The 23455-nt window shown below is 64.7% G+C and carries 27 protein-coding genes; 19 read left to right on the top strand and 8 right to left on the bottom strand.

Going from position 1 to position 23455, the window contains the following annotated elements:
* Positions 1-6: 6 nt before the first annotated feature.
* The 7 genes from A3CW_RS0133140 (at position 7) to A3CW_RS0133110 (ending at position 5829) form a co-directional block, all read left to right on the top strand.
* Positions 7-771: a FadR/GntR family transcriptional regulator gene (locus A3CW_RS0133140; RefSeq protein ID WP_245623810.1), complete on the top strand. Its 765-nt coding sequence runs from the start codon at positions 7-9 to the stop codon at positions 769-771.
* Positions 772-1087: 316 nt separating this feature from the next.
* A complete protein-coding gene (locus A3CW_RS0133135) occupies positions 1088-2221 on the top strand; it encodes a branched-chain amino acid ABC transporter substrate-binding protein (RefSeq protein ID WP_028207399.1) in 1134 nt (377 codons plus the stop codon).
* Between the two features lie 224 nt (positions 2222-2445).
* A complete protein-coding gene (locus A3CW_RS0133130; RefSeq protein WP_245623809.1) occupies positions 2446-3330 on the top strand; it encodes a hypothetical protein in 885 nt (294 codons plus the stop codon).
* Between the two features lie 407 nt (positions 3331-3737).
* Positions 3738-3923, top strand: a complete 186-nt coding sequence (locus A3CW_RS0133125) for a hypothetical protein (protein WP_028207397.1) — start codon at positions 3738-3740, stop codon at positions 3921-3923.
* 59 nt (positions 3924-3982) lie between these two features.
* Complete coding sequence (locus tag A3CW_RS53450; RefSeq protein ID WP_035514680.1) at positions 3983-4165, top strand: DUF6726 family protein; 183 nt, start codon at positions 3983-3985, stop codon at positions 4163-4165.
* Positions 4166-4194: 29 nt separating this feature from the next.
* Positions 4195-5010: a hypothetical protein gene (locus A3CW_RS50640; RefSeq protein WP_154678099.1), complete on the top strand. Its 816-nt coding sequence runs from the start codon at positions 4195-4197 to the stop codon at positions 5008-5010.
* 96 nt (positions 5011-5106) lie between these two features.
* A complete protein-coding gene (locus tag A3CW_RS0133110; RefSeq protein WP_081771921.1) occupies positions 5107-5829 on the top strand; it encodes a flagellar basal body L-ring protein FlgH in 723 nt (240 codons plus the stop codon).
* A 193-nt stretch (positions 5830-6022) separates the two neighbouring features.
* Here the strand turns inward: A3CW_RS0133110 and A3CW_RS48310 are convergent, their stop codons facing one another.
* Together A3CW_RS48310 and A3CW_RS0133100 are read right to left on the bottom strand one after the other, a co-directional pair.
* Positions 6023-6841, bottom strand: coding sequence for a response regulator (locus tag A3CW_RS48310; RefSeq protein WP_063750885.1), 819 nt, complete (start codon positions 6839-6841; stop codon positions 6023-6025).
* An 85-nt stretch (positions 6842-6926) separates the two neighbouring features.
* Entirely contained in the window at positions 6927-7511 is a 585-nt protein-coding gene (locus tag A3CW_RS0133100) for a hypothetical protein (RefSeq protein ID WP_407669790.1), read from the bottom strand.
* A 447-nt stretch (positions 7512-7958) separates the two neighbouring features.
* On the opposite strand from A3CW_RS0133100, the gene A3CW_RS50400 reads away from it, so the two are divergent.
* The 3 genes from A3CW_RS50400 (at position 7959) to A3CW_RS0133085 (ending at position 11055) form a co-directional block, all read left to right on the top strand.
* Positions 7959-8891, top strand: coding sequence for a lysozyme inhibitor LprI family protein (locus A3CW_RS50400; protein ID WP_051481868.1), 933 nt, complete (start codon positions 7959-7961; stop codon positions 8889-8891).
* 78 nt (positions 8892-8969) lie between these two features.
* Positions 8970-9737, top strand: a complete 768-nt coding sequence (locus A3CW_RS48300) for a response regulator (RefSeq protein WP_081771920.1) — start codon at positions 8970-8972, stop codon at positions 9735-9737.
* Positions 9738-9741: 4 nt separating this feature from the next.
* Entirely contained in the window at positions 9742-11055 is a 1314-nt protein-coding gene (locus A3CW_RS0133085) for an ATP-binding protein (RefSeq protein WP_028207394.1), read from the top strand.
* A gap of 48 nt (positions 11056-11103) precedes the next feature.
* Here the strand turns inward: A3CW_RS0133085 and A3CW_RS0133080 are convergent, their stop codons facing one another.
* Together A3CW_RS0133080 and A3CW_RS52640 are read right to left on the bottom strand one after the other, a co-directional pair.
* Entirely contained in the window at positions 11104-12033 is a 930-nt protein-coding gene (locus A3CW_RS0133080; RefSeq protein ID WP_081771919.1) for a tyrosine-protein phosphatase, read from the bottom strand.
* A gap of 185 nt (positions 12034-12218) precedes the next feature.
* A complete protein-coding gene (locus tag A3CW_RS52640) occupies positions 12219-12413 on the bottom strand; it encodes a hypothetical protein (protein WP_154678098.1) in 195 nt (64 codons plus the stop codon).
* Positions 12414-12463: 50 nt separating this feature from the next.
* Here A3CW_RS52640 and flhC point away from each other — a divergent pair, with 50 nt between their 5' ends.
* Positions 12464-13174 (top strand): flagellar transcriptional regulator FlhC, encoded by a 711-nt coding sequence (flhC, locus tag A3CW_RS48295; RefSeq protein WP_028207392.1) that lies wholly within the window; start codon positions 12464-12466, stop codon positions 13172-13174.
* A gap of 18 nt (positions 13175-13192) precedes the next feature.
* On the opposite strand, the gene A3CW_RS0133070 is transcribed toward flhC, so the two are convergent.
* A complete protein-coding gene (locus tag A3CW_RS0133070; RefSeq protein WP_211254110.1) occupies positions 13193-13615 on the bottom strand; it encodes a hypothetical protein in 423 nt (140 codons plus the stop codon).
* 152 nt (positions 13616-13767) lie between these two features.
* On the opposite strand from A3CW_RS0133070, the gene A3CW_RS48290 reads away from it, so the two are divergent.
* The 5 genes from A3CW_RS48290 (at position 13768) to A3CW_RS0133045 (ending at position 18492) form a co-directional block, all read left to right on the top strand.
* Positions 13768-14232 (top strand): hypothetical protein, encoded by a 465-nt coding sequence (locus A3CW_RS48290; RefSeq protein ID WP_051481867.1) that lies wholly within the window; start codon positions 13768-13770, stop codon positions 14230-14232.
* Positions 14233-14351: 119 nt separating this feature from the next.
* The gene (locus tag A3CW_RS0133060; RefSeq protein WP_028207390.1) at positions 14352-15332 is read left to right on the top strand and encodes an alpha/beta hydrolase; all 981 of its coding nucleotides are present in this window, start codon (positions 14352-14354) and stop codon (positions 15330-15332) included.
* Positions 15333-15493: 161 nt separating this feature from the next.
* Entirely contained in the window at positions 15494-16483 is a 990-nt protein-coding gene (locus A3CW_RS50395) for a hypothetical protein (RefSeq protein WP_028207389.1), read from the top strand.
* A 39-nt stretch (positions 16484-16522) separates the two neighbouring features.
* Positions 16523-17248, top strand: coding sequence for a TetR/AcrR family transcriptional regulator (locus tag A3CW_RS0133050; protein ID WP_407669789.1), 726 nt, complete (start codon positions 16523-16525; stop codon positions 17246-17248).
* Entirely contained in the window at positions 17245-18492 is a 1248-nt protein-coding gene (locus A3CW_RS0133045) for a glycosyltransferase (protein ID WP_028207387.1), read from the top strand. Before A3CW_RS0133050 ends, A3CW_RS0133045 begins: the two co-directional genes overlap by 4 nt.
* A gap of 2 nt (positions 18493-18494) precedes the next feature.
* On the opposite strand, the gene ubiM is transcribed toward A3CW_RS0133045, so the two are convergent.
* The 3 genes from ubiM to A3CW_RS0133030 all read right to left on the bottom strand — a co-directional run bounded on the left by ubiM (position 18495) and on the right by A3CW_RS0133030 (position 20648).
* Complete coding sequence (ubiM, locus tag A3CW_RS0133040) at positions 18495-19691, bottom strand: 5-demethoxyubiquinol-8 5-hydroxylase UbiM (RefSeq protein ID WP_028207386.1); 1197 nt, start codon at positions 19689-19691, stop codon at positions 18495-18497.
* 23 nt (positions 19692-19714) lie between these two features.
* A complete protein-coding gene (locus A3CW_RS48280) occupies positions 19715-20164 on the bottom strand; it encodes a hemerythrin domain-containing protein (protein WP_035514679.1) in 450 nt (149 codons plus the stop codon).
* Positions 20165-20438: 274 nt separating this feature from the next.
* The gene (locus A3CW_RS0133030; RefSeq protein ID WP_035514678.1) at positions 20439-20648 is read right to left on the bottom strand and encodes a hypothetical protein; all 210 of its coding nucleotides are present in this window, start codon (positions 20646-20648) and stop codon (positions 20439-20441) included.
* 220 nt (positions 20649-20868) lie between these two features.
* Between A3CW_RS0133030 and A3CW_RS0133025 the strand changes: the two genes are divergently transcribed.
* The 3 genes from A3CW_RS0133025 to A3CW_RS0133015 all read left to right on the top strand — a co-directional run bounded on the left by A3CW_RS0133025 (position 20869) and on the right by A3CW_RS0133015 (position 23454).
* Entirely contained in the window at positions 20869-21912 is a 1044-nt protein-coding gene (locus A3CW_RS0133025) for a D-cysteine desulfhydrase family protein (protein WP_028207384.1), read from the top strand.
* A gap of 53 nt (positions 21913-21965) precedes the next feature.
* The gene (locus A3CW_RS0133020) at positions 21966-22352 is read left to right on the top strand and encodes an SgcJ/EcaC family oxidoreductase (protein ID WP_028207383.1); all 387 of its coding nucleotides are present in this window, start codon (positions 21966-21968) and stop codon (positions 22350-22352) included.
* Positions 22353-22599: 247 nt separating this feature from the next.
* On the top strand, positions 22600-23454 hold the full coding sequence (locus A3CW_RS0133015) for an alpha/beta fold hydrolase (RefSeq protein WP_028207382.1): 855 nt from the start codon (positions 22600-22602) through the stop codon (positions 23452-23454).
* Position 23455 lies beyond the last annotated feature (1 nt).

The raw sequence follows: 23455 nt of genomic DNA, 5'->3' as shown, positions 1-23455 counted from the left end.
CACGCTGTGCACGACGTCCATGAAGGGGAAGTGATGTTCGAGCGCGAACCGGTCGTTGGCAATATAACAACGCAGATCGCCAAGATTATCGGCATGCGCGTGGTCTCGGGCGAGTTTGCGCCCGGCGACGCGCTGCCGGTCGAAAGCGAACTGTGCAGCGCGTACGGCGTGAGCCGCACCACGCTGCGCGAAGCGATCAAGCAGTTGGCGGGCAAACGGCTCATTGCCGTTTCGCCCAAGATCGGCACACGTGTCCTGCCCTTCTCCGACTGGAACCTGCTCGACCGCGATGTGCTCGCGTGGCGCCTCAATGCGCAGTTCGACTCGAAGATCGTCGAAGACATATTCGAAATGCGTATCTGCTTCGAGCCGCGCGCTAGCTTTCTCGCCGCGCGCCATGGCAAGGAAGAGACCTTCCAGATCATCGAGCGCCGCTACCTGGAACTGGCGAGCGCTTACGGCCAGTCTGCCCAGCATGGCGCCTCGGACATACGCGCGGCCGCCGACGCGAATCTCGAGTTCCATCTCGCCATCATCACGGCCTCGCAGAACGGTATGTTCATCACGATCGGCAACGCCATCAAGGCCGCGCTGCGCGTGTCGTCGGAAATGATGCAGCGCCAGGCCGCGAAGCCCAGCGAAGATCTCGAACTGCATGATGCCGTGCGCCGGCACATCGTCGCGCGCGAAGCCGACGCTGCGGCGGCTGCAATGACGCGCCTGCTCGAGCAGTCGCGCGACCGGATTCTGCGCTATACGATCGCGCCTTGACGAGCGCAGGCGCGCGTTGCCGCGCTGTGCCGATTGCACCACCCTCCACTACGCACGGCTTGCGCGCCGCCGCTACCCGTGCGCACCCTGGTCAGCGCCCCCTTCAGGCCACTATGCAGAAATCGTCACGAGTCGCACGCTAATCGACCAAGACGCGCCGATTTTCGCTACCTAGACTGCAATCGCCGATCCCGCCACGTTACGCGGCAACGCGAAACCCGCAGGCGTGCTCCGCAACAACTCCAAATCGCACTCGCCGGCACTGCAGCACGGAGCGTCCGGCATTGCCCAACATGCACCTGAGGGGAAGTGAAAAGTGAAATTGAAGGTTAAGCACTCCGCACTTGTAGTCGCCTGGGCATTTTCATGTGCCGCCGCGCACGCCGACGTCGTCAAGATTGGTTTTGCGGCGCCGCTCACGGGCGCGCAGTCGAACTATGGCACCGACATGCAAAAAGGCGTGCAACTCGCCATCAACGATTTCAACGCCACGCATCCCACCATCGGCGGCAAGCCCGTCTCGTTCGAACTCGACTCGCAGGACGACCAGGCTGACCCGCACACGGGAACCGTGGTGGCGCAACGCCTGATCGACGACGGCGTCAGCGGCATCATCGGCCACTTCAACTCGGGCACCAGCATTCCCGCCTCGGATCTGTACAACCGCGCCGGCCTGCCGCAAATTTCGATGGCGACCTCGCCGGTGTATACGGCGCGCGGCTACAAGACGACGTTTCGCCTGTTGACGAGCGACGCGCAGGCCGGCCGCATCGTCGGCTCCTATGTGGTGAAGACGCTGCACTACAAGCGCATTGCGATCATCGACGACCGCACCGCATACGGCCAGGGCATTGCCGACGAGTTCGCGAAGGCCGTCGAGGCCGCCGGCGGCACGGTGATCAAGCGCGACTACACGAACGACAAGGCACTGGACTTCTCTGCAATCCTGACCAACCTGAAGGGCCTCAATCCGGACGCCGTGTTCTACGGCGGCGGCGACGCGCAATCGTCGCCGATGATCCGCAAGATGCGCCAGCTTGGCATCAAGGCGGCGTTCGTGACCGGAGAAATGTCGCGCTCGCCCACCTTCCTCAAGATCGGCGGCAGCGCGGCCGAAGGCGCGATCGTGTACATGGGCGGCCTGCCGAAGGAAAAGATGCCCGGCTTCGCCAGCTACGCCACGCGCTACAAGGCGCGCTTCGGCGAAGATCCCATCACGTACTCGCCGTACTCGTACGACGGCACGATGGCGCTTCTCAACGCGATGAAGGACGCGAACTCGACCGATCCGAAGGTCTATGGCCCCTACCTCGACAAGTTGTCGATCAAGGGCGTGTCGGCTGCGACCATTTCGTATGATTCGACCGGCGACCTCAAGGATGCGCCCGTGACCATCTACAAGGTCCAGCACGGCGATTTCAAGCCGGTCGACACGATCGCGGGCAATTGATGTCGTTCGCGGGTCCAGCATGGACCCGCTGAATCCGCACAGATCGGCCTCGGCCATCGGTGCGGATGGGTGCGTCTCCCGCCTGGCCCCATACGCCCCCCAGGTGCCAGATCGCCCCTATCGGGTGCTCCCGTATTCGGGCATGACCGTTGCGCCCACGCCTCGTACGCGGCGGCATCGCCGCCCGTCGAAAGCGAAGGGAGACAGTCATGAGACAAACCGTATTGGGCGTCTACGACAGCTATGGGAGCGCACGTTCCGCGCAAAAGGCACTTGGTGACGCCGGCGTCGCGCAAGCCGATATCGCCATTTACTCAATGTCGGTCGAGGCCCCAGAGGAAAAAGGGCCGCGTGTGTATGCAACTGGCTCGAGCGACACGGGACAACACACGCCGGTATTCGATCAACTCGAACGCTTGTTCGCGCGGCTCTTTACGCACGGCGCCTATCCGCCGGAGACCGAAGATTACCGCGAGTTCATCCGTCGCGGCGGAGCCGTCGTCAGTGCGGACGTTTCCGAAATGCAAGTGAATCTGGCGCGCGAGGTAATGCGCAGCGCGGGCGCAGCGGACATCGAGGAACGCAGCAGTGCCTGGCACAACGCTTCGTCGGGCATCGCGCCCTCCCGGAGCACGGTTCGGGCGACCGGCAATTCGCACGAGACATCGCCCGAGGCGGCAGCCGAAACACGGCATGCGGCATTTTCCTCTGCAGTGCCAACCGTAGTCAGCGGCATGCAGCAGGTCACAACGCACGCAACAACGGTGCCCGAGCGAACCCCGAGCGCGGCCAAAGCGCAGCCGACATCGGCGAGAGGCCTGGTGGGCGATCCTGTCATGGGCACCCCGCTCGACGACGCATCCTACGAGACGGAAGTCCGCAAAGACTATGACGCAAACTACGCGGACTCAGGCATGTCCTACGAAGAATATTGCGCGGCTTACGAGCACGGTGCAACGCTAGGCCAGGACGAACGGTATCGCGGACACGACTGGCAAGGGATTGAGCCGAGTGCTCGCGAGGATTGGGAGTCGCGCTACCCGGAAAACGGCTGGGAAAGATTCAAGGCCGCCGTGCGCCACGGCTGGGAACGCATGAAGAGGGTTTGACGCCGCCTGCTTCCACCTGCCTTTACCTGTTCCCGGGCTGCTGACCCAGGCAGCCCGGGAACACGCGCTCGATTCACCGACTTCGTCTCCCCCTCCTCCTTCCCCTCCCAATACGCGGCGCGCGCAAATCGCGTTTGCGGATTTCCTTCCGTTCCAGCCTGGTTCATCGCCTCGTCAGCGGCCTCCGGCCGTACTCCCGCCGTTCAATCTTGCACATTCGTATACCCCTGGAAGGACTCGTAAGCGATTGGCCAAAGGCCACGCTGATTCCTGCTTCATGCGAGCGCTCTGGAAGCGAAGATTTGCCTCGCCGCACGCCGATTGCCCCCCGATCGGCGTAAGGCGGGGCGCGCTTCCCCCTTCTCGGCGCGCCCCTTTTTTGTTCCATTGCGCCAAGGAGGCCCATCATGACCAGCCCTATCGGTTCGAGCAGCATCGCGCACACGTCCTCGTTGACGACGCTGGGCGAAAACCGCAACACCAAAAACTCCAGCACGGGAGGCACCGCCGGTAACCCCTTTCCGCAGCAAGAAACCGTGAATCCGGCCTCGCCGGTCGGTCCGCTCGGCCACAACATCAACACTTCGGCATGACCACTACGCCCTCACGGGAGCCGTTGACGCAGCGCTCGCCCATGTGCCTGACACCTCGGTTGTCATCGCATCTGGGGCGCGCCGCGTCGGCCATTGCCCTCGCCTGCCTCGCGCTGCCGCTCGACGGCTGTGCCGTGGTGGCCTTTCCATGCCGGGTCGCATCGGCCACGCTGAAGATCGTGCCGCTGGTCGGTCACCCCGCAGCCGTGCCGTTCGACGCGTGCGCGGCGGCGGTCGACTGATCGAGGTCCAGCCGATGAAACGGGCGTCATTGATCGCTTTCGTTTTGAGCGCGGCATACCTGGCCGCGCCGCTCTCACCCGCGCACGCGGACACGCACTACGAAGGGCGAGTGCAAATCTACGTCGCGCCGGAGGCCCCCGCGCCGGCGAACCCGCCGAGCGAGGCGAGCGCAGTGAATACCGCGAGCGCGGCGCATGCGGCAAGCGCAGCGAAGCCGCCCGCACCGCCGGCGAAAAAGCGGCGACCGGCGTCCGTTGCACCGCCCACCCGTCCGCGCGTTCCGGCGCCGGATGACTCGCCCTTTGCATTTCGCGGCATTGTGCTCGGCACGCCGCTGAGCGCGCTGCGGCAATCGGACATGGTGCGCGCGACGCCGCACGAGAGCGAACTGCTTTGCGAGACCGACATCGCGGGCAGCGACATCGGCATGATGATCAAGAGTTACACGAGCCAGACGGTCGCTTGCCGGTGGGCGCACCACACGGCGCAAGGCTGGACGCCCTCGCGCGCCGTCGTGGACGGCGTGCCCGCGGTGGACCACATCCTGCGCTTTGCGCACGCATCGGCCGGCGACCCGCTGCGGCTTTATGAAATGTCGTTCGTCGTGGACTCGACAACGGCATTCGACCTGCGCAACCTGCTCGCCTCGCGCTACGGTGCGCCGCGCGTGCTTGGCGCGTCTTCGCTGCCGCTGCTCGTGTGGGAGAACGCATCGAGCACGATCACCATCTGCCTGCTGCCCGACAGCCAGCGCGCGACGCTCACATACCTGCTCAAGCCCGCCACGCTGCGCGCCAAAGGGAGCGAGAAGACGCTCAAGCTGAGCCAGTTCGACGAAGGCTGAAGCGGTGCACGCCAATCCGTCGCCGCGCGGACGAACTCGACGAAGCCGCTGAATTTGCCAAATCCGATGAATCACTCTTGCACCCGCCCCTCCGCCATGCCATTCGATCAATCGGAATCCTCAATTTCCAGTGCATGCCGCTCGACTCGTTCGAAAGGCCTGCCGTACGTGTTGCTGTGCGCGTCGCTCGCCGCGGCGCTCGCTGGCTGCGCGACGCCGGAGTCGATCGTCAACACGCCCATGACGCCACCGCTCGCGGAACCGCTGCTGAACGTCAATACCAGCGGCGCGATCTATCAGTCTGGCACCGCCATCTCGCTGTACGAAACACCGCGTGCTCAGCGAATCGGCGACGTGCTCACGATCCGGCTGTCCGAAACCTATAGCGGCAACGATGTCGCGAATGCCGCCGCGAAGCGCGACAGCAACATTACAGCCACGGCTGCCGACCAGTCGACCGGCGCGGCGGCGCGACTCGCGCGCCTGTTCAATATCGGCTCGGCTTCGACCTCGTTCAACGGCAGCGGCAATCACTCGCTGTCGAGCGACATGACAGGCACGCTGGCCGTCACGGTCATCAGCAAGACGCCTACGGGTAATCTGGTGGTATCCGGGGAGAAGATCATCGCGATGAGCGGTGAGCATCAACGGTTGCGGCTTTCCGGGATCGTTAATCCTAACGATGTGGAAGCCGATAATTACGTTGAGTCGGGGAAGATTGCTAATGCCCGGATCGAGCAGGTGGGGCGTGGGTTGCTCAATGATGCGACTACCGTCGGGTGGTTGCAGCGTATGTTTCTTAGTGTGCTTACGTTTTGAGGTTTTTTGGTTGCTTTCGCGTTTTCTTGTTTTCGCATCGGTACGCGGGCGTTGCCCCTGTGCGGGGCGGCACCTACTTTTCTTTGCCGCTGGCAAAGAAAAGTAGGTGCCGCCCCGCACAGGGGCAACACTTGCATACTGCCGCGAAAATAAGAAAATGCCAATGGTTTAAAGAACGAGCTCAATGAAACGCTCAGTCATCCTCACCATCAGGCATTTCACCTTCAAACTCATCGCCATACTCACTGCCGGCTTCACCGGCCGGCTCCCGAGCAGCATGCTCACCAAACCGCTCGGCAAACCCCACCTCGCCATCCGGCACAAACACATACCCGTGCCCCCACACCGTCTGAAGATACCGCGGCTCAGAAGGATCGGTTTCAATCAGCCGCCGCAAACGCCAGATCGCGACATCGAGACTCCGGTTCCGATACCGCCCAGCCTCCCCATACACGATTTCAATAATGCGCTCGCGCGAAAGAATCGTCATCGAGTGATTGACGAACAGCTTGAGAAACGCGAATTCGCTCGAACGCAGCGGCATGCGGACTTCGTCTCGATACAGCTCCCGCGAACGGAAATCGAGTTCAAAAGGGCCAAAGCGAAACGATTCCCGGCTCTCCGGCGCGCCCGTGAGGTTCGATATGCTGCGCCGGCGCATGACTGAACGAATGCGCGCCACCAGCTCGCCCGGATCGAATGGCTTGCCCACGTAATCGTCGGCGCCGAATTCGAGGCCCAGCACGCGGTCAATCACTTCGTTGCGCGCAGTGAGCATGATGACCGGCAAGTCGTCGCCGCTTTCGCGCAAAGCGCGCAGCGCGCTGATGCCATCCACTTCCGGCATCATGATATCGAGCACGACAACCTGCGGCCGCTCGGAGCGCAGCCGCTCCTGCATCGCACGCACGGAGGGCAGCGTCGTGACGGTAAAGCCACGCATCTGCAGATATTCGGCCGTGACGTCGCGCACGACCGGATCGTCGTCGACGAGAAAGATATTATTTGCCATGCGTAAATCGTAAGGGACGAGAACGAGCCGGTACAGGCCCGCAGCCTTACCAATCCTTTCCCGCGCGTCGCGCGGGACACCGGTTTTACTGGTCGCTCGAAGCGGACTGGAATGAATTGCCCAACTGCGTCTGGTCGATCACCATGCTGTCCAGCAGCCCCTTCAGCTTCACCGCCGCGCTCGAATAGCGGTCCGTGCCAAGGCCGCGCACTTCGTAACGCCCCGTAATGGCAATATGGTTATGCATGAAGATCGTCAGATTGATCGTCGAAAGATAGGCCCGGCTTTCGTCGCTGAACGTCGGCTTGCCGAATTCGATCGATGCGTTATACACGAGGCGTCCTTCACAACTCACCGGCTCGGTTCCGGCGCCGTAGACATCCGAAGTCACGCCGCGCTGCGCGAGCACGAGCTGCAACGACGGCACGAAGTCTCCTGACGTGACCATGGGATTGTTCTCGATGCAGATCGAACTGAGATTGACCGGCCGCCCCGACACGAATTTAGGCGAGGAGTAATTCGACGCGACCGCGTAACCCGCCTGAATCACGGAGCCGGTCGCATCGGCCGCGGTGATGAGCGTCCATGCGCAGCCGTTGAGCGCGAGCGCCGCGGCACACGCGGCGCCGAGTTTCACCGTGCGTGCGCTCGCACGGCTGACGGATGACACGATTTCATGTGGCATGGGAGCGGATACCCGATGCGTTGATGGGCTGCGCGGAACATGACACGTTCCCGACAGGACTCGCCAAGCATGATCGGTGCAAAGCAATACGCGCGATGGCCGGGACATCGGTCAATGTTGAATGCCACTTTCCACTTCTTCAAAAACCTCCCGTTCGGTAAGGGGTTAAACGGCGCTCATAGGCGCCTTTTCAACGCAAAGGCGCGCACCACAAGCGCTCGACGACCTTCGGTGATTACGGCGCGCGGCTGCGCGTGTAATGTTTCGTAAGCGCTCCTGCATTCTCCCCGCTGAGTGAGACATTGCGGATTCATCGCCGCGCTATCGTTCTCACTGCGGTTCTCACTGCGGCGCCTCGCGCCTTTGCGACGCCGGACGAGCCACACGCTGCCCCTGTCTTTCTCCTGCTATTTCAACATCATCATGGCTGCCATGAACCGAGAACCGAAAATCCGTCGCGCCCCCTTCTTCAAGCGCGGCCTGAACGCTGCTGCGATCGCGCTGTTCGCGTCGCTCGCTGGCTCGCCGTTCGCGCACGCTGCAAGCTTTCACTGCCCGCATAACGCGTCCGCTTCTGAGCGGCTCGTGTGCAACGATCCGACGCTCTCCGCGCTCGACGACAAGCTGGCCGCGCTCTATCGCAGCGCATTCGATGCGGGCACCGATACGACCGCGCTCGAAGCCGACCGCGTGAGCCAGTGGCAATGGCGCCAGCACAACTGCAAGGACAAGGCGTGCGTGACGGACTGGTACGATCGACGCATCGCCGAACTCGAAGGCGATCTCAAGCATGGCAAGCAGGCTGCCGTGCGCCGCGTGAAGGAAGGCGTCGTCGAACAGCAACTGGCCCCGTCCGCACAGGACGCCGTGCTCGAAATGCACGGCATCCCGCCCGCGCCGAAGACCGATGGCGCAGCGGCCGCCCCCTCTGCGAACAGCGCGAAAAGTGTGAAGAAAGCGGGCGCGAAGGTCGCGGCTGCCGAAGCCGATGCGTCGCTGCACCTGCAAAAGATGCCGAGCGGCGTGGCAGCCGACGCGCGCCAGGCGCGGCTCGCGCAAGCGCAAGCACACGCGCATCGCCTGCCTCAGAAGGATGCCGCACCGTCCGGCGACGTCTCGGCGATGACCGCGAAAATGGCTGGCGCGAACTCGGCATTCGCCAAAGCGGCAGGCATGGCGTCCATCGACGCGCCGGCCGCGCAGCCCGCGAGCCCCGCGGCCAACGAAGCAGCCGCGAAGCCGGCGGCGGACCAGGCGAGCGCACAGCAGGGCGTGAGCGCACTCAACTGCGCATCCGTCGCGTCGACGGAATCCGCGCACGCGACGCAGGCATCCATCGAGCAAGGCGCCGTCGCCATGAAGTAAGGGGCCATGTAAGCTACGGCAAGAATTCTGCGGTCGCGCGCTGTTCTGCCGGTTGTCGATATCAAATAAAATACGGCGATGAGTCCACACGTTCTCATCGTCGACGACGATCCGGTCGTGCGCGATCTCCTCTCCAGCTTTCTTCGGGCCAACGGTTTCGAGGCCTCGGTCCTCCACGACGGCACGCATCTCGGCGCGCGGCTGGAACGCGAGCGGCCATCGGTCGTCGTGCTCGACGTCATGATGCCCCGCACCGACGGCTTGCGCGCCCTTGCCGCCCTGCGCGCGCAAGGCGACGACATTCCGGTGATCTTCGCCTCTGCGCGCGGCACAGTGGGCGACCGCATTGCGGGTCTCACGCTGGGCGCGGACGACTACGTTGCCAAGCCCTTCGATCCCCAGGAATTGCTGCTGCGTATCCAGACCGTGCTGCGCAGGCGCGGCAACGGCCCCGCGGGCGCACCCGTGGCTCGCGAGCGCTATCGCTTCGGCGCATTCGAGCTCGATTTCATGGCGCGCACGCTCGAACGCGACGGCAAGCGCGTGCCGCTGCGCAGCAGTGAGTTCGTGCTCCTGAAGATTTTCACGGAGCATCCCTACCGCGTGCTTTCACGCGTGCTGATTCACGACCTGCTCCACGCCGACGGCCTGGAATTCAACGAGCGCAGTCTCGATGTACCGGTCTGGCGCCTGCGCCGCGTGATCGAAGACAATCCCGCGCAGCCGCGCTACGTACAGACCCTGCGCGGCAAGGGCTACGTGTTCGTGCCGCAGAGCGGGGTCGGCATCGAAGGCGACATCGACAATCTCCCAGCAGACGACAGCGGCCGCAGCCTGAACGCGTGATGGCATGAACAATCCGTTGAATACGCTGTTCGGGCGCATGGCGCTGATGTCCGCGCTCCTGCTGTTCGCCATTCAGGCATGCTGGTTCGTCGTGTTCGCGCCGCAGCCGCGCCGCCACGAAGTGGAAGGCTTCGAGCGCGGCCTGCTGCTCATGCTGCATGCCGCGACCAGCGCAGCGCCCGGTACGGCGACGAGCGCCGCACCCAGCACGCCCCCCAATGAAATGGACCTCGCGCCGGCGCTGCGCGTGCATCTCGTGCCCACCTGGAACATGCCCGCCGACGTGCAGCTCGAAGTGCCCATGCGCGAGCCGCTCGCCGACTTGCGCAAGCAACTCCTGCGCGACCTGCCGCCCGGCACCGAGATTCTCGCCGACCTGCGCCATCGCGAAGCCCTGTGGGTGCGTTTCGCGGGCCAACCCACGTGGATCGTCGCGCCCGTCGATCTGCCGCCCCCGCGCAACCTGCTGCCGCTGTTCGGCTCGATGCTCGCCATCTCGCTGCTTCTCGCGCTGCTCGCCATGTGGCAAATGCAGCGGCCGCTTTCGCTCGTGGCCCAGGCCGCGCGCGCGTTCGGCACCGGCCATCGTCCCGCGCCCGTCAAGCAGCATGGGCCGCGCGAATTGCGCGAACTGATCGGGTCGTTCAACGGCATGATGAAACAGCTCAACGAAGCCGACGACGATCAGGCCGTCATGCTCGCGGGCGTCGCTCACGATCTCAAGTCGCCGCTCACGCGCCTGAAGCTGCGTGCGAGCATGATGGGCTCGGAGCGCGAGCGCGAACAGCTCATCCGCGAAGTCGATTCGCTGAACGATATCGTCAAGCAGTTTCTGGAATTCGCCCGACAGCGGCCCGAATCGGGTCCCGAAGTGGAAGTCGATGCGCTGCTGCGCGAGCAGTTCTTTTCCGACGCCGGCGACGACGACGATGCGCTCTTCAGGCTCGATCTGCGCGCGGGCTCGGCGTTCCGGCTGCAGCGCACGCTGCTCGACCGGCTCGTGTCGAATCTCGTCGACAATGCGCTCGAACACGGCGTGCCGCCCGTGGAAATCGCCACGCGCCGCGAAGGCGCGCAGTGGATCGTCGAAGTGCGCGATCATGGCCCCGGCATCCCGCCCGAGCGAGTGGCCGCGGCGCTCAAACCCTTCGTACGCCTTGACGAAGCGCGCGGCGGCGAAGGCCATTGCGGGCTGGGGCTCGCTATCGTGACGCGCCTCACGCGCAATCAGGGTGGCCGCTGCGAGTTGTCCAATCATCCCGAAGGCGGGCTGCGCGTGCGTATCGCGCTGCCGGCCGATGCACGGGCAGCTGTGTAAGTCCCTGGTTGCCCTCTGCTTACCCGTTGATTCGACGCTGCGCGCCGCTCAGACCACGAGCCGGCCACGCAGACGATTCACCGTTTCGGGCGCAAGGCCGAGACCCACGGTGAGATAACGGTTGAGGTCGCCGTAGCTGCCCTGCACTGCGTCGAACGCGGCCTGCAGATAGCTGGCCTGCACGGGCGGCGTCAGATTGGCCGAATCCACGCCCGTTGAGCGCCACGCATCCGTCAGCATGAAATCCTTCACGATGATTTCGAGCGGCACGTTTGCGATCAGCAGCAACAGCGCGCAAGCCCAGCCCACCACGTCCACGCCGGCCCCACCCGTGATCAGCAGCGGCCCCGGCGCGTCCGCGATATGTTCGAGCAGCGAGCCGTAGATCGAACATTGCATGCGGCCTGTTACGAGCGTGCGCCAATGCATTTGCATCGCCGCATCGAGTTCGCCGGCCAGCATGCCCGCGAACGAGGGCGGCTCGAGTGTACCCAGCACATTGAGCGCGAGGTAACTCGCGGTGCTGGGCGTCAAGTCGGGCGCCGCGTCGATTTCCGCGGGCGTGCGCAGATCATAGACGTTGGAAAGCGCCATGCGCTCGAGCGTCGCGGCGTCGGCTGCGTTCGGGGCGAGCGCGTCGGAGCGGTAAATCAGGGCGCGGCGCACGTGCGCGCCGTCGCTCGTCGAGTAGCCCGGCGCCGCGCCGCCCAGATCGCGGAAGTTCGCGACGGAACCGATGACGGGCGTCGGCGCATCCTGCGCGCCGTCGCCTCCCGTGTATTCGCCGCCACACGCACTCAACAACGTGCTGGCGCAACCGCTCAGCGCCAGCAGGCTCACCGTGCCCTTGAGCAACGCGCGGCGCGGCGGGTTGGCGAGTGCGCCGCCACTGCGGTTGAAGTTGCCGGTCGCGGCCACATGCAAACGCTTACGCGCCTGCGCGAACGAAGAAGTGTAGGCGGAGAAAGGCAAATTCATCGGTTGGCAGCTTATGTAGGGAACCCGCCGTTCGAGCGGGCCGCTGCAACGTCGCGCGTCGCATGCATTCGGAAAGGGCGCAGTTTACCGGCAGATGCACCTGAAAAGGTAAAAGCGCAAAACGCCGTAATAATTTTTTCCGAATCACGGGGCATTGCGCACCGATATTCTTCGCCGGTTTTTACTTATACTCTTACCGGACCTTTCCATTTACGCAGAACAGGTAATCCCTGTGGTAATGCGCGGTTATTTCCCGTTTCAAGCCATGCCTGAATATCGGCCGCACGTGGCATTTTCTTTATAGATCCTTCAAGTTCTTTCCAAATATTATTCTTGACGCTCTTTGTCGCGCTTTTATAATCGCCCGTGAATTCAGGCATTCGCCTGGGCCACTGTGGCAGTCGTCGACTGCCCCTGGGAGTACCACGTCATGTACAAAGGCAGTGTGACCGAAGAAGCGCGTGAAGTGCTGCGCGCAATCGAGCTGATCCAGCTGGGCGCACGCATGCCTGTGCTCGAAAAAGAACTGACGCTTTCGCGCAATCGTTTGATCAGGCTTTACCGGGAACTCAAGAACGCTTCGCCGCCCAAGGGCATGTTGCCGTTTTCGGCAGACTGGTATTTCACGTGGCTGCCGAACATTCATGCGTCGCTCTTCTACAACATCTATCTGTTCCTTACGGATAGAGCGAAGTGCAGCCGGCTCGACGCCCTCACGCGGGCGTACCGCCTTTATCTCGAGCACTGCGAGAGCGCCGAAACCGAACGCGTGCTGAGCTTCACACGGGCGTGGACGCTGCTGCGCTTCTTCGAAGGCGGCCTGCTCACGCTGTCGAGCTGCACCGTTTGCTCCGGCCGTTTCGTGCGCCACGTGCGCGACGCGCACAAACCCACCGCCTGCTGCATTTGCATGCCGCCCGCGCGCGCCGGTATGACGCGCGCCGCACGCGCGAGCCGCACTACGGAAACCGACACCCCGGCGGCCACCTCCGCCACGCGAGGCCGCGCCGCAGCAGCGCTGGGCGAGCTTTCGGGCACCATGCGCGAAACCATGCGCGATACGCTCGCCGAAGTCACGCGCGCCCTCGATCCCAAGCGTTCCGCGAACCGCTTGCGCCTTGTCGCTTCGGTTCCCGTCTAGGCGCAAGCGGCACGTTCCTTACGTCACGTCCTCATCGCGCTCTGCATCCGCCTGCAGAGCGCGAATATCGCACGCGCAAATCCGGCAGATTGCTTTGTGATCCTGATGAACGTGCTGATTCTGGCGAAGTTCGCATTGCTGCGCCGCAAGCTCGATGGCGTGTGAGTGGGCGGCCTGCCAGATCTCCCAGGCGATCTGCGCGCCGCTGTGCGAATAATCGTCGTTTTGATCGCGCTCGAGCGCATCGGGCAGACGCGTGTGGACTTGCAGATAGTGCGTGCGATAAAGCGCCTCGAAAATCTCGCGGCGTGACGGGCGTTTCAAGCTCGCCTCTTCGCGAACGTGACCGGATTTGTGAGGCGCAGAGACTTGATCCACATGCGACGTCGAGGCGTACTTCTTCTTGCGGGTGGGGAGGATCACGTATTCGTCGTGCGCCAATACCCACACGACGTTGCGGATATCGATATTGTCGCAGGCTGGGCAAAAGAATTGACCGCGGAATATCGCGAATTTTTCTGCGTTATTCGTGAGTCGTTTCGGCACCGGACCTGCGATTATTGTGGGCATAAGAAAGTCGAAAGGAGTCGACCATGCAAATCGGGGCGGCGACACAGTTCGCCAACAGCAGCGCCAACACGAGCACACACCGTGCGGGCGCGGCTTCAGACCAGGCAGAGCAGGACGGCACGCAGTCGAGCAACGATTCGACGAACGGCGCGTCGCCTACACTGCAGGACGATGCCGTGCAGATTTCGCCGCAAGGCTATGCTGCCGCATCGACTGACGATACCGCGGACAGCGACAACGCCGCGGCCGACGCGAGCGATGCAACCGGCGCGAGCGACACGAGCGATACCAGCGATGCCACTGACACGAGCGACGCAACCGACGCAACGTCGACGCCGGCCAGCGCGCAGCCCGTGAAATCGCTCGTTTATGGCGCGCTGGGACTCGAGCGCCCCGACGTGCCCGCCGACCCGAACCACACCTATACGCTTGGGCGCTGGATTGCGGCGGGCATTACGCTCGGCGGCATCATTTCGCTGTTTATCTGAGCGCGCTGCGCCGCGATCCGGCGCGCATAATGCTTCGGAGACCCGATGATATGGGCGGCAAGTCGGCTATCATCACTGCCGGCAAGACCATCAACTCATAACGTACACGAGGTCCACCCGTGGCTCTCAGCGCCTTTGCCGCTTCGCAAGCCGTTGCGCTCGCCGCCATCGCTGCGGCGGCCGTCGCGCTCGTCAAGGGCGGCCCCAGGCAGCCCGAGCCGCTCGAATCGATCAACGCGCCGTTCAAGGAGGTCGACTTTGCCGACCTTCCCGCGTTGCGCCGTTATACGGCGCGAGACGGTGTGTCGCTCGCCTGGCGCGCCTACCTGCCGCAGGCGAGCGCGCCGCAAGCGTGTGTCGTGCTCATCCACGGATCGTCGGCAAGCAGCGCGAGCCTCCACCCGCTTGCGCGCCAGTTCGCCGCCGCGGGCTACGCGGCCTGCGTGCCCGATATGCGCGGCCACGGGGAGTCGGGGCGCAAGGGCACGATCGCCTACATCGGTCAGCTCGAAGACGACCTCGAAGATCTGCTCGCCGCACTGCCGGACGAGCTGGCCGCGCTGCCCAGAACGCTGATCGGTTTCTCGTCCGGCGGCGGCTTTGCGCTGCGCTTTGCGGGCGGCACTCGTCAGCGTCTGTTCGAGCGCTACGTGCTGCTCGCGCCCTTCCTGCACCATGAGGTGCGCACCACGCGCAACGAGGTCGGCGGCTGGGTGTCGGTCGGCCTGCCGCGCCTCATCGTGCTCACCATGCTCAACGGCCTGCGCATCCGCGTCTTCAATCATCTGCCGACGATCGCCTATGCGCTCGCGCCCGAGGTCCGCGACGAGCTCACGCCGCAGTATTCGTTCAACCTGATGCAGAATTTCCGCCCGCACGACGACTACCGCGCGGACATACGCGGCGCGCGGCAGCCGCTGCACGTGCTGGCCGGCGCCGACGACGAGGTTTTTCACGCCCGCGAATACGCGGCGGCGTTCGAGGAAGCGGGCGCGCACGTGCCGGTCACGATCGTGCCCGGCGTGGGGCACATCGGCTTGACGCTGGATGCCACTGCCATCGCCACGATCATCGGCTGCGTGAAGCCATCAGGCAAATAAGGCAGGCGCCACTCGCCGGCGCATCGCCTGTCCAAATCCGCCAGACTGGCGGAATCCGCCGATTGATCTTCGCGGCGAAGTGGCCCATATTCAAATGAGTGCGTAAATCAGGCACCGATTTTGCGGCAATTCGTCAATCGAAGCGAAAGCGCGCTCCTCCCATGCTCAACGCCCCTGGTCACGACGATTCCGATCCGTCGGAGTGCCCCTACTGCGGGACCAGGTTCAATGCGCCGCTCGCACTCTGCCCCCAATGCGGAGCGAATCAACAGGCCGCTGCCGCCCGCATCGCAGCCGCGAGCGAAGGCCTGCCGGACGAACGCGCACACGGGGTAGCCGAGCGCCTGCGCGCGAACCTGGGCACGCTCCCGGGCGCCCTTGGCGGCAATCGGGCCTACGACGGCGAGTACCCTTCGATCGACGAGGAACACGTCGCCGAGCGCAAGCGGCTGCCGCGTTATGCGTGGGCGGGTCTCGGCGCACTCGCGATCGCGCTCGCCGGCTTTGCGTTCCTGCATCGCAGCGAATGGGAGCCGAAGCTCGGCGCGCAGGTGGTCGTGGGGTCCGTGATCGGGTCGAAGGGCACACAAGGCGTACAGGGCACTAGCGGCACCCTCGCCGCGCTGACTAACCGGCCGGCCGCCGTCCTGCCGCGTGCGAACGCGGCGCAGCACCGCGTCGCCCAGGAGAATGCGCCGGCCGTCTCACGCCCGCCCGCCGCGCCGCGCTATGCGAGTGAGCATCCCGAGGTCGCGAGCAATCTGGCCAGCGCGCGCCTGAATCTCGACAAGAACAACCTCTGGCCCGCACGCCGGGCGCTCACGAGTGCACTCGCCGTCGAGCCCGGCAACCCCGAAGCGCAGCAGCTGCAGGCCGACCTCGTCGCGCGCGAGCAGCAGCGCGACGCGTTGATCGGCGAGGCTCGGCAATGCGAGCACGAGCGCCAATGGGCTTGTGTGCGGCAAAACGCGGGGCATGCGGTGGAAGTCGACGCATCGAGCCGCGAAGCGAGGCACCTGCTCACGCTCGCCAGCACCGAGCACCGGCCGGCCGCCGGCAAGCGCAATGGCCGTACATGGCCATGGGAAAGCCAGTATGCGCAGGCAGGCGACAACCGCTCTCGCCAGGACCCCCTCTTCTGGCATCACTGATCGGCCCCTCAGGCAGTACTTGCAGACGATTTGTGAACGATGAATAATATTGCACGACGTACAATATTATTCATCGTTCACATGTCCACGTCCACACCCGCTCCCCCAGGCCGCCGCGACCGCAAACGTCTGCAGACCCTGGAACGTCTCGCGCGCACCGCCGCCGCGCTCTTCGAAGCTCACGGTTACGAGCCGGTGACCATGGAGCAGATCGCCGCCGCCGCGGACGTGGCCAAGGGCACGCTGTACAACCATTTCCCGGTGAAAGAGGCGGTGCTCGCCCATTGGCTGCATCTCGAACTGGCGGCGAATCTCGCGGCGCTGCACGCCAGGCTCGAACACACACCGGGCTTCGCCGCGGGCGCGCGGCTCGTGCTCGATCATTCCGCGAGCTGGTGCGGGGCGCACCCGGACTATCTCGCGCCTTACCTGCGGTTTCGCTTTCTCGGCATCGGCACGGAGCCTTCGCCGTCGCGGGACAGCGAGCAGCTCAGCGACATCGCCGATACCTTTGCCTGGCTCGTCCGGCGCGCGCAGGCGCAAGGCGAACTGCGCGGCGATCTCGACGCGGCGCGGCTCGCCCTCTCGTTCCACCACCTCTACCTCGGCGCCATGCTGCGCTGGCTCGCCGAACCGCGCCTGAAACTGCGCAAGGAGTTTGCCGCTGCGGTCGATTTGTTCCTGCACGGCGCGGCCCTGCCCGCGCAGGCGGCCCGGAAAACACCCGCGAAAGCCGCGCCGAAATCGAGGAAAAAGGCCCCATGAAGCTACTGATAGCGACCTACGGCACCGAAGGCGATGCGCGCCCGTTCGCCGCGCTTTGCCGCGGCTTGATGGACGCCGGGCACGAAGCGCGCCTGCTCGCCGACGCCGCCACGCTCGGCAGCGCCCACGCACTCGGCGTGCCGGCCACGGCGCTGGCCGGCGACATTCGCGGCATGCTTCGCCCAGACCACGCGATCGCCGGCGTCGTCGCGAGGGGCGGTGGCTTCAACGAGACCGCGCGCGCGCTCGCGAAGATCGCCAACGAAAACGCGCAGTCATGGATGCGCACCATCGTCGAGGCGGGCGAGGGTTGCGATGCGATTCTGGTTGCCGGGCTGGCCGCGTTCGTGGGGCTTTCCGCGGCGGAGTATCTCGGCGCGAAAGGCATCGGCTCGGGCATGATCCCGATCACGCCGACTGCGGCCTTTCCCTCGCCGTTCTTGCCGCCCAGGTGGGTGCCGCGCGTGCTCAACCGCGCCAGCCACGCGCTGGTGAACGGCCTGCTCTGGAAGGCGTTCCGCGACAGGACCAACGCCGCGCGCGCGATGTTCGGCCTGCCGCCGCGCAAGGCCGTATGGAAGGACCACCCGATGGTGTATGGCGTCTCGCCAGGCCTGCTGGCCGCGCCCGCCGACTGGCCCGCCAACGCGCATCTATGCGGACAGTGGCTGGCGCCGAGCCCGGCATGGACGCCACCGGCTGCGCTCGCGCGCTTTCTCGCTGCGGGAGACGCGCCCGTCTACATCGGCTTTGGCAGCATGACGGGCTTCGACAATGCGCGGCTGCTCAATGCCCTGATCGAAGCGATGCAGGGCCGGCGCGCACTCTTCTACCCGGGCTGGAGCGGCATCGATCCGCTGGCGCTTCCCGAAAACTTTTTCGTCGTCGGCGACACGCCGCACGACTGGCTGCTCCCGCGCACTGCCGCCGTCATTCATCACGGCGGCTCCGGTACTTCGCACTCCGCAGCACGCGCAGGGGTGCCTTCCATCGTGACGCCGTTCGCGGGCGATCAGCTCTTCTGGGCGGAGCGCCTGCGCCAGGCTGGCGTCGCACCGCCAGCCGTCGACGGACGCCAGCCCAACGCCCGAGCGTTCGCGAACGCACTCGACTTTGCCGCCAGCGAAACGGTGCGAAGCCGCGCCCGCGCACTAGGAGAAACGATGCGTGCGGAAAACGGCGTGGCGAACGCGGTGGCTGCCCTCGAGCGCATCGTTGCGGTCGATGTGCGCGAGGGCGCCTGACGTCAGCCGGTCAGCGAAGCCGCGATGGCCCTCCTGAACGGCATCAGTTTCGAAGCCGCGCGCAGCATGAAGTCGCGCGCCAGTTTCGCGGGAGCGCTGTTGTTCGTATAGACGTCGGTGATGAACCGGGTCGCGAGATAGAGCGGCTTGGTCGCGCGGCGGTGCTGGGTTTCATAGCGCTGCAAAACCGGGGCGGCCCCGATATCGAAGCCGCTCTTGTGCGCTTCGATGATTCGGTTACCTAAGGTTTCCACGCCGAGCAGCCCGAAATTGAACCCATGCGCGGTCACCGGGTGCATGCCGACCGCGGCGTCGCCCACGGCCGCGAAGCGTTTGCCGACGAAGCGTTCCGGATAAACGGCCACGAGCGGATACACATGCCGGGTGCTCGCCAGCTGCATCGCGCCCAGCCTGTGCATGAAACGATCCTCGATATGCCGCGCGAATGCGTCGGGCGCAAGCGCGGCGATCTCGTTGACCTGGCCCACGGGCAGCGTGAGCACGACCGACGACTGATGCGCGTTCGTCGAGCGCTCTGCGTTCATGGGCAGCAACGCTAGCGTCTGATCGTAGCCGAACCATTCCCACGCGGCGTGCTCGTGAGGCGCTTCATGCGTCATGCGGCAAACCAGCATCGCTTTGCCGAAATCGTGCATGCTGGCGGCAATGCCCATCATCTTGCGCGTGGACGAGAAGCGGCTGTCCGCCGCGACGATCAGCTTCGCCGAGAGCGTTTCGCCGCTCTCCAATGTCACGCTCGCCAGAGCGTCATCGGCTTTCACAGCGCTGACCTTTTGGGCCGCGAGCAGCGTCACGTCGCCATGCACCGCCGTGCTTTGCCGCAGCGCCTCATAGGCAGCCTTGCGAATCAGATGATTGGAGACCAGCCAGCCCAGCTCCGCGTGGCCGCTCAGGTCGTGCCCGATCTCGAGCGCCCCCGGCGAGGGACCATTGAACACCCTGGCGCTGCGAAGCGGCGCACGCGCGTGCGGGTCAATGAGATCCCAAAGCCCGAACCTGCGCATCGCGCGCACCGACTTCTGGGTCAGCGCGATCTCGCGCCCGTCGAACTGCGGCTCGCCGATGTCGGCGAGGCTCTGCTGCTCGACCATGACGATCTTGAGGCCGACACCACTGAGCGAGCGCGCGAGACACAGCCCCACCGGCCCGGCGCCTACGATTACGATATCTGCTTGCATGAATCGAACGATTGGAATGTGACTCAGACGGCTTGAACGGCTTGATCGGCTTGATCGACCTTCGCGATGCCGCGTTCGCGCAGGGCTTCGACCATGAGCGCGTCCATCGACTTCACGTGCCAGGCGAACCATTCGCGCAGTTCGCCCACCAGTTGCCGCCCCGTGTCGAAGCGCCCCTCGTCGGCAACTTGCCTGCGCACCTCGCCGACCACGTTCAGGACGTGCCGATGCTGGCTAGCATGGCAATGGCGCGGACCGAAGTTCATTTCCACCATCCACGCTTCTTCCTGCGCGAAATGCTGTTTGGTATGCGCCGCCCACGCGTCGAACGCGCCTAGCCATGTTCCGTCGCTCGCTCGCGCGAGCGCGTCGAGCAGCGCGACGAACTCGGCATGCATCGTATCGGTCATGGGTTCGCCCAGTTGAAGATCGGGCGCGAGTGTCGGCGAGGGGCGCGGCGCGGGTGAGGTCATAAGGAAAGTGACGGCGTTCAGGAACGGTCTGAAAAGCCCTCTCGGGCAATTTTTCAAGATACCGAGGCGCATGGAATTGCGCGCTGATTTTTAGCAAACGTCGCACGATCCGTCACTGAGGCCGACGGACGCGGCCTGAGCGCATGCAAGCAAAGGGATCAGACGAAAAGAAACATCGATTCCGGCGCAGCGCGGGGGGCGCGGGCCGCAAACGTGGAAGGATGCGAGGAAAGGTGCCGCAGACGCGAAAATACGCAGCCGCGCGGCGCGCGGCTCAAACCAGTTCGGCGAGATTGACGAGGGCGCGGTCGCCGTCGGATTGTGCTTCGTTTTCGGCGCGGAACGTCTTCTCGCTGTACGCGATGACCTTGAACCCGCCGCCTGCCGAACGCTCTATGGTGATACCCCAGTGCCAGCCGCCTTCCTGTTCGAATACGTGCAGCCTCGGACTCGATGGTTGGCTCGGCGATTGAAAAATATTCATTTGAAGCCTCCCGTGGTGGGAATATCGTCTCGGACGATTGCCTGGATAAGAATCAGTTTAAAAACCTCCTTGCTGCGACGCAATACGGAATTACGTGGACGTGAGAACCCTGAGGCGTCGCGCATTATTCGAGAATTACCCTGGTTATTATTCGGCGCCTGGCAAATGTAAATGTCGCCAGTTACGCTCCCATTCCAGACTGCCAGACAGCGAGAGCCCGATGACTACCGTAACGAATGCCGCACCCCATTCCGCATCCCCGTATCAGCTCGATCTTTCGCGGCATGCTCGCCGCGCACTGCTGGAAGGACCCACGCCGATCCAGCCATTGCCTCGGCTAAGCGACGAACTTGGGGGCGTGAATGTTTATGTCAAGCGCGACGATCTCACTGGCCTCGGCGGCGGCGGCAACAAGCTGCGCAAGCTGGAGTTCCTGGTGGGCGAAGCGCTGGCTGCGGGCGCGGACACGATCATCACCGTAGGCGCGCGCCAGTCGAACCATGCGCGCTTGACGGCGGCTGCGGCGGCGCAAGCAGGCCTGCAGTGCGAACTCGTGCTCACGCGGGCCGTGCCGCGCGAGGACTTCGAGTATCTGGAGAACGGCAACATCCTGCTCGACGACCTGCTCGGCGCACGCGTGCACGACCTGCCCGGCACGGCCAATGCACTGGAGTTCGCCCAGGCGCGCGCCGACGAGTTGCGCGCCCAGGGCCGCAAGGTCTACGTGTGCCCGTTGGGCGGGTCGAGCCCGGTGGGATGTCTGGGGTACGCGGCGTGCGCCGCCGAAATCATGACGCAGGCCCATGCACAGGGATTGAGCTTCGCGCGCATCGTCGTGCCGAACGGCAGCGGCGGCATGCACGCGGGGCTCGCCGCCGGCTGTGCGGCGCTGGGCATCGACCCGAGCCTCGTGCTCGCGTACACCGTCCTGGCGAAGGCTGAGCAAGCCCATGCAGCAACGCTCGAAAAGGCCGGCAAGACGCTCGAGCTGATCGATCCGGCTCGGCGCATCGAGGGCCGCTCGATCGTGATCGACGAAGCACAGCTCGGCGACGGTTACGGCATTCCCACCGACGCCATGCGCGAGGCCGTGCGGCTCGTCGCTTCGAAAGAAGGCCTGCTGCTCGACCCCGTGTACAGCGGCAAGGCATTCGCCGGTCTCGTGCAAGCCGCGCGTTCGGGACGCCTGGCACGCGGCGAGAACGTCCTCTTCGTCATGACCGGCGGCTTGCCGGGCCTGTTCGCGTATCGCAGTGCGTTTTGAGGCGCCGCGCTCGCATTCCAGAATCGTTGAACTGAAACACGAGGAAACCCACGATGACCGATGACGAACGCGCCATTCGCGAACTGGTGCAAACCTGGATGGAAGCCAGCCGCGCCGGCGACACCGCCAAAGTGCTGAGCCTGATGACCGACGACGTGGTGTTCACGGTGCCAGGCCAGGAGCCGTTCGGCAAGGCCGAGTTCGCCGCGGCTTCGCAAGCGCAGCAGGACATGCGCATAGAAGGCACGGCTGAGATCGTGGAACTTCAGGTGCTGGGGGATTGGGCCTTTCTGCGCAACCGCATCGACATCTCCATTACGCCGCCGGGCGCAGCGCAGCCCATGCGGCGTGCGGGCTACACGCTCACGCTGGTGCGCAAGGATGCGAGCGGACGCTGGCTGCTCGCGCGCGACGCCAATCTCGTGGCGCCGAAGGCGTAAATCCCCCGCCGCGAAAGCGGCCATCACCGTCCGCAAACCACGATGCGACCGCCGCGCGCCAACCTGCCCGCGCTGTGGGCGCGCCCGCTTGCTTTCAGCACTGAAAGAGAACAACCCCGCCCGACAGGCCTTGCGGCGTTACGCCCCTTTTTCGAATCAGAAAACCTTATCGATTCCTTCAGTTTATTGAGTTTCCCTTAATCGTGCGCTTGCGGCAAAGTGACGCTCATACGCTCGGAGCCACTCCTTGAACCAACGCATCGATCCCTCCCTACTCGCCGCGCCCGACCTGTCGTACGCCACGTTGCACTCGGGCATTGCCCTGCCGTTCCTCGAGCGCGGCGATGGCGAGCCGCTGCTGTTCGTCCACGGATCGCTCTGTGATTACCGCTACTGGATGCCGCAGCTCAACGGCCTGTCGGAGCATTTCCGCTGCATCGCGCCTAGCCTGAGCCACTACTGGCCCGCGGCGGACGCCTGCATCCAGGGCGATTTCGGCTGGGAGAGCCACGTCACCGAGCTGGCCGATTTCATCGCCGCGCTCGGCGTTGAATCGGTCCACCTCGTGGGCCATTCGCGTGGCGGCTGCGTAGCGTGGCATCTGGCGCGCCGCTATCCGCGCCTCGTGCGCACGCTGGTGCTGGCCGACCCGGGCGGCCCGCTCTCCCGCGTGGACGACGACGAAGCCGCGCTGCCTCCCGCGACCAACGCACTGCGCACGCGCGCCGCCGACCTCATCCACGCCGGCGAAGTCGAAGCGGGACTCGAGTTGTTCGTCGACTCCGTGAGCGTGCCAGGCGCCTGGAAGAAAGGCTCGGCGGCGTTTCGTCAGATGGCCATCGCCAACGCCACGACGCTGCCCAAGCAGTTGCAGGACCCGCTGCCGCCTTATGCGCCGCGCGCCGCCGGCGAGATCAAGTGCCGCACGCTGCTGATCGACGGCCAGCGCAGCCCGCTCATGTTCCGCAACAACGTCGAAGCGCTGGACGAGTGGATCGCGTTCGCGCGGCGCGTCACGATCAAGGGCGCCACGCACGGCATGAACGGCACGCACCCCGACCTCTTCAACACCCACGTCCACACCTTCATCACGCAAGGTTGAG

The organism is Paraburkholderia nodosa DSM 21604, from assembly GCF_000519185.1.
Lineage (GTDB): Bacteria > Pseudomonadota > Gammaproteobacteria > Burkholderiales > Burkholderiaceae > Paraburkholderia > Paraburkholderia nodosa.
This window is presented reverse-complemented; position numbering and strand designations above follow the sequence as displayed.

Excerpts from the sequence above, each read along its gene's own strand:
- A3CW_RS0133125 (WP_028207397.1), top strand. The coding sequence starts at position 3,738 with ATGACCAGCCCTATCGGTTCGAGCAGCATCGCGCACACGTCCTCGTTG.
- A3CW_RS0133110 (WP_081771921.1), top strand. The coding sequence starts at position 5,107 with ATGCCATTCGATCAATCGGAATCCTCAATTTCCAGTGCATGCCGCTCG.
- A3CW_RS48310 (WP_063750885.1), bottom strand. The coding sequence starts at position 6,841 with ATGGCAAATAATATCTTTCTCGTCGACGACGATCCGGTCGTGCGCGAC.
- A3CW_RS50400 (WP_051481868.1), top strand. The coding sequence starts at position 7,959 with ATGAACCGAGAACCGAAAATCCGTCGCGCCCCCTTCTTCAAGCGCGGC.
- A3CW_RS48300 (WP_081771920.1), top strand. The coding sequence starts at position 8,970 with ATGAGTCCACACGTTCTCATCGTCGACGACGATCCGGTCGTGCGCGAT.
- A3CW_RS0133085 (WP_028207394.1), top strand. The coding sequence starts at position 9,742 with ATGAACAATCCGTTGAATACGCTGTTCGGGCGCATGGCGCTGATGTCC.
- A3CW_RS0133080 (WP_081771919.1), bottom strand. The coding sequence starts at position 12,033 with ATGAATTTGCCTTTCTCCGCCTACACTTCTTCGTTCGCGCAGGCGCGT.
- A3CW_RS52640 (WP_154678098.1), bottom strand. The coding sequence starts at position 12,413 with ATGCCTGAATTCACGGGCGATTATAAAAGCGCGACAAAGAGCGTCAAG.
- flhC (WP_028207392.1), top strand. The coding sequence starts at position 12,464 with ATGTACAAAGGCAGTGTGACCGAAGAAGCGCGTGAAGTGCTGCGCGCA.
- A3CW_RS48290 (WP_051481867.1), top strand. The coding sequence starts at position 13,768 with ATGCAAATCGGGGCGGCGACACAGTTCGCCAACAGCAGCGCCAACACG.
- A3CW_RS50395 (WP_028207389.1), top strand. The coding sequence starts at position 15,494 with ATGCTCAACGCCCCTGGTCACGACGATTCCGATCCGTCGGAGTGCCCC.
- A3CW_RS0133050 (WP_407669789.1), top strand. The coding sequence starts at position 16,523 with ATGAATAATATTGCACGACGTACAATATTATTCATCGTTCACATGTCC.
- A3CW_RS0133045 (WP_028207387.1), top strand. The coding sequence starts at position 17,245 with ATGAAGCTACTGATAGCGACCTACGGCACCGAAGGCGATGCGCGCCCG.
- ubiM (WP_028207386.1), bottom strand. The coding sequence starts at position 19,691 with ATGCAAGCAGATATCGTAATCGTAGGCGCCGGGCCGGTGGGGCTGTGT.
- A3CW_RS48280 (WP_035514679.1), bottom strand. The coding sequence starts at position 20,164 with ATGACCTCACCCGCGCCGCGCCCCTCGCCGACACTCGCGCCCGATCTT.
- A3CW_RS0133030 (WP_035514678.1), bottom strand. The coding sequence starts at position 20,648 with ATGAATATTTTTCAATCGCCGAGCCAACCATCGAGTCCGAGGCTGCAC.
- A3CW_RS0133025 (WP_028207384.1), top strand. The coding sequence starts at position 20,869 with ATGACTACCGTAACGAATGCCGCACCCCATTCCGCATCCCCGTATCAG.
- A3CW_RS0133020 (WP_028207383.1), top strand. The coding sequence starts at position 21,966 with ATGACCGATGACGAACGCGCCATTCGCGAACTGGTGCAAACCTGGATG.